At 71.3% G+C, this 3,856-nt stretch carries 6 protein-coding genes; 5 read left to right on the top strand and 1 reads right to left on the bottom strand.

Features of this window, described 5'->3' with window-relative positions; translation table 11 throughout:
- Window positions 1-349 (bottom strand): class I SAM-dependent methyltransferase (locus RMO85_RS03605; protein WP_310526518.1); only part of this gene is annotated, 349 nt, incomplete at its 3' end.
- A gap of 88 nt (window positions 350-437) precedes the next feature.
- Here RMO85_RS03605 and RMO85_RS03600 point away from each other — a divergent pair.
- The 5 genes from RMO85_RS03600 (at window position 438) to RMO85_RS03580 (ending at window position 3,816) form a co-directional block, all read left to right on the top strand.
- On the top strand, window positions 438-1,793 hold the full coding sequence (locus tag RMO85_RS03600; RefSeq protein WP_310526517.1) for a ferredoxin reductase family protein: 1,356 nt from the start codon (window positions 438-440) through the stop codon (window positions 1,791-1,793).
- A 4-nt stretch (window positions 1,794-1,797) separates the two neighbouring features.
- Window positions 1,798-2,316: an FMN-binding protein gene (locus RMO85_RS03595; RefSeq protein ID WP_310526516.1), complete on the top strand. Its 519-nt coding sequence runs from the start codon at window positions 1,798-1,800 to the stop codon at window positions 2,314-2,316.
- Window positions 2,313-3,077 carry an FAD:protein FMN transferase gene (locus RMO85_RS03590; protein WP_310526515.1) on the top strand — a complete coding sequence of 255 codons (765 nt, stop codon included), beginning with the start codon at window positions 2,313-2,315 and terminating at the stop codon, window positions 3,075-3,077. The genes RMO85_RS03595 and RMO85_RS03590 overlap by 4 nt, the downstream gene beginning before the upstream one ends.
- Window positions 3,078-3,145: 68 nt before the next feature.
- The gene (locus RMO85_RS03585) at window positions 3,146-3,553 is read left to right on the top strand and encodes a DUF302 domain-containing protein (protein ID WP_310526514.1); all 408 of its coding nucleotides are present in this window, start codon (window positions 3,146-3,148) and stop codon (window positions 3,551-3,553) included.
- Window positions 3,553-3,816 carry a metal-sensitive transcriptional regulator gene (locus RMO85_RS03580; RefSeq protein WP_310526513.1) on the top strand — a complete coding sequence of 88 codons (264 nt, stop codon included), beginning with the start codon at window positions 3,553-3,555 and terminating at the stop codon, window positions 3,814-3,816. The genes RMO85_RS03585 and RMO85_RS03580 overlap by 1 nt, the downstream gene beginning before the upstream one ends.
- Window positions 3,817-3,856: the final 40 nt, after the last annotated feature.

Below are 3,856 nucleotides of genomic sequence, written 5' to 3'. Positions count from 1 at the left end.
CATTGCGCACGGCCTGTTGCCGCTGCGCGGCCGGCACCTGGAAGTAGGCCACCACGGCGAGGTCGAGCCCGTCGCCGCGCCACTCGGTGGCGTCGCCGCACACCCAGTCGACCTCGACCGCGTCGGCCAGCGCCCGCCCCTTGTCGATCGCGACCTGTGAGAAGTCCACCGCGGTCACGTGCCAGCCCCGGGACGCGAGCCAGATCGCGTTGCGGCCCTCTCCACAGGCCAGGTCGACGGCGCGGCCCGGCGGCAGGTCGGCGCACTCGGCGGCCACGAGCTGGTTCGGCCCGCGGGACCAGACCAGTTCGCTGGCGGCGTACCGCTCGTCCCAGTCGTGTGCCTCCATGCCAGTCACGGTAGCGCCTCGGCGACGCACAGCATCTGCACAGGTTCGCCCCATGGTGGACCCAGCAAGTCCGACGATCCTGTGAGACATGACCCCGAGCCGTGCCTCCTTCGACCTGGCCGTGCGCCGATCGGCCGCCGCCGTGCTGACCGCCGCCCTGGCCCTCGTGACGTACTGGTGGATCGAGGGCGGCGGACTCGGCGACCTCGGAGGCTGGGCCACGGGGCTCACCTCCGTCGGTCGTTGGACGGGGCTGCTGGCGTCCGTACTGCTGCTGGCCCAGGTCGTGCTGATGGCGCGAGTCCCCGTGTTGGAGCGGGCGTTCGGTCAGGACCGGCTCGCACACGTGCACCGGATCGTGGGCTTCACATCGTTCAACCTGATGGTGGCGCACGTCGTGCTGGTGACGTGGGGCTACAGCGGGGGCTCGCTCCCGCGCTGGCCCGGAGAGCTCTGGGACCTCACCCTCACCTACCCGGCCATGCTGCTGGCCGACGCCGGCTTCATCGCCCTCGTGCTCGTCGTGGTCACCAGCATCCGGTCCGCCCGTCGGCGGTTGCGCTACGAGTCGTGGCACCTGATGCACCTGTACGGCTACCTGGGAGCAGGGCTGGCCCTGCCGCACCAGTTGTGGACCGGGCAGGAGCTCGTCTCGTCGACCGCGCGCACCGTCTTCTGGTGGACGGCGTGGGGGCTCACGGCCGCCGCCGTCCTGGTGTGGCGGGTGGGAGTGCCGGTGGTGCGCAACCTGCGCCACCAGCTCCGGGTGGAGGACGTGATCGAGGAGGCACCCGGTGTGGTGTCAGTGGTCGTCAGCGGTCGACGTCTCGACCGGCTGCCGGCCCACGGTGGCCAGTGGCTGAACTGGCGGTTCCTGGGCCGTGACGGATGGTCGCGCGCCAACCCCTATTCGCTCTCGGCCGCACCGGACGGTCGGCGTCTACGGATCACCGTCCAGTCGACGGGGGACGGAAGCGGCGCGACGTCGACCCTCGCCCGGGGCAGCCGGGTGCTGGTGGAGGGGCCGTACGGGCGGCTCAGCCCGCGCAGCCGACACGGTGACAAGGTCGCCCTGATCGGCGCGGGTGTCGGGTCGGCTCCGCTGCTGGCCCTGGCAGACGAGCTGGCAGGGATCGGCGACGTCGTGCTGCTGCACCGCTCGCCCGGACCCGACGCCTTCGCCGACGACCTGCGTCGGCTCGCGACCGACGGCGTCCGGGTGCTGCACCTTCCGGGCCGGCGCCGGGGCGCAACGTCCTGGCTGGGCGAGGTGCATGCGGGAGACTTCAGTGACCGAGCGGCGCTACGGCACTGGGTGCCGGACATCGCGGAGCGAGACGTCTATGTCTGCGGCCCGACGCCGTGGGCGGACCTCGTCGTCGCGGACCTGCGTGGGGCCGGAGTCCCGGAGACCCACATCCACGTCGAAGCGTTCGGATGGTGACCTGATGAGACGAATCGTCCTGTGGTTCGCGAGCACGGCTGTCGTGCTGATGCTGCTCGCCGGCTACCACACCTCCTTCTCGGGTGCGTTGACCCCGGGCACCTCGACGTCGGTCTACAGCGCCGGCGTGCTGGCCGCCCCACAGACGAGCAAGTCGTCGACCTCGTCGACCTCGTCGACCACGTCGAACTCATCGGCCGGTGGCAACGCGAGCGGGGGAGCGAGCGTCAGCGGGGGCGCCAGCACGACCAGCACGATCACCGGTGACACCGTCCAGACGCGGTGGGGCCCGGTGCAGGTCGAGGTGAGCGTCGCCGGCTCGAAGATCACCGGCGTCTCGGTGCTGCAGTACCCCGACACCAACCCGACCGATGCCCAGATCAACGGCTACGCGCTGCCCATCCTGGTCGACGAGACCATGACGGCCCAGAGTGCGAACATCGACATGGTGAGCGGGGCGACCTACACCAGCACCGGCTACCAGCAGTCGCTGCAGAGCGCGCTGGACCAGGCGGGCCGGTGAGCCAGGTCCGTAGGACTCCGTGGCGCGACGTCGTACAGGTGATGGGTCTGCCGATCAGCGTCGCCCTGCGCGGTCGCCACGCCGGGGACGACGTGGCCCTGACTGCCTGGGCCCGCGTGCAGGCCGATCTGCACGCGGTCGACGCGATGTTCAGCCGCTACCGCGACGACTCGTGGGTCAGTCTCTTCAACAGTGGGCACGCCGATGTCGCCGACGCTCCCGCAGAGGTGCGCGAGGTGCTCACTCTCGCCGAGGCCGCACGGTCGGCTTCGGACGGCGCATTCGACGTCCGGCGGCCGGGAGTCGACGGCCGGACGCTGCTCGACACGGACGGAGTCGTGAAGGGCTGGGCCGTCCAGCGCGCCGCCCGGCACCTGATCGCCCTCGACGACACCGACGTCTGCCTCGGCGGCGGTGGCGATCTGGTGTGCTGGACGGCGGAGGCCGAGTCCGCGCCGTGGCAGATCGGCATCGAGGACCCGCACGATCCCGGCTCGATCGTCGCCCGGGTGCCGATCACTCGCGGTGCCGTCGCGACCTCCAGCGCGGCGCACCGCGGCACGCACATCGTGGACGCGCGAACGGGCCGGCCACCCCAGCACATCGCGTCCGTGACCGTCCTGGCGCCGGACCTCGTCACCGCAGACGTGGATGCGACTGCTGCGTTCGCGCAGGGCGCCGCAGCGCTGCGGTGGCTCCGGTCCCGGCCCGGTCGTGGCGGGCTGATCGTCTGGGGCGACGGGAGTGTCGAGACGGTGTGACGCGGCGGCTAATACCCTCGGGGGTATCCTTCGCTGGAGAGAGCACCGACCGTTGAGAGGACCCACTGATGGACTACACGCTGAGCGCCACACTCGCCATGCCGTACGACGATGCCGTCCTGGCGACCCGGGCAGCACTGTCCGAGCAAGGGTTCGGGATCCTGACCGAGATCGACCTGGCCGCGACGCTGAAGGCCAAGCTCGACGTGGACCTCCCGCCGCAGGTGATCCTCGGGGCGTGCCGGCCCCAGCTCGCCTACGAGGCGTTGCAGGTCGACCCGTCGATCGCTGCCGTGCTGCCGTGCAACGTGGTCGTCCGCTCGATCGACGACGAGACCACCCTGGTCGAGGCCTTCAACCCCGACGCGATGATGTCCCTGGCCGGCAGCCCGGCGCTGGACGGCGTCGCAGCCGATGCCAAGCAGCGCCTCGCCGCGGCCCTGGCAGCTCTGGCCGCTCCGGTCGAGGAGATCTGATGGAGCTCGACCCGGCTCAGATGACACCGGTGATCAACCGGATCAAGCGCGCGCAGGGCCAGCTCGGCGGCGTCCTTCGCCTGCTCGAGGAGGGCCGCGACTGCGAGGACGTCGTGACCCAGCTCGCCGCCGTGTCCAAGGCCCTCGACCGGGCCGGCTTCGCCATCGTCGCCAGCGGACTCCAGCAGTGCTTGGCGGCCGGTGACGGACTGGACGGCCTCGACGTCAAGAAGATGGAGAAGCTCTTCCTCTCCCTGGCGTGACGGGGGCGGGAGCCGACCGGGCGGGAGCGAGCTGCCGGGC

This window comes from Nocardioides sp., assembly GCF_031422975.1.
In the GTDB taxonomy this organism is placed as follows: domain Bacteria; phylum Actinomycetota; class Actinomycetes; order Propionibacteriales; family Nocardioidaceae; genus Nocardioides.
This window is presented reverse-complemented; position numbering and strand designations above follow the sequence as displayed.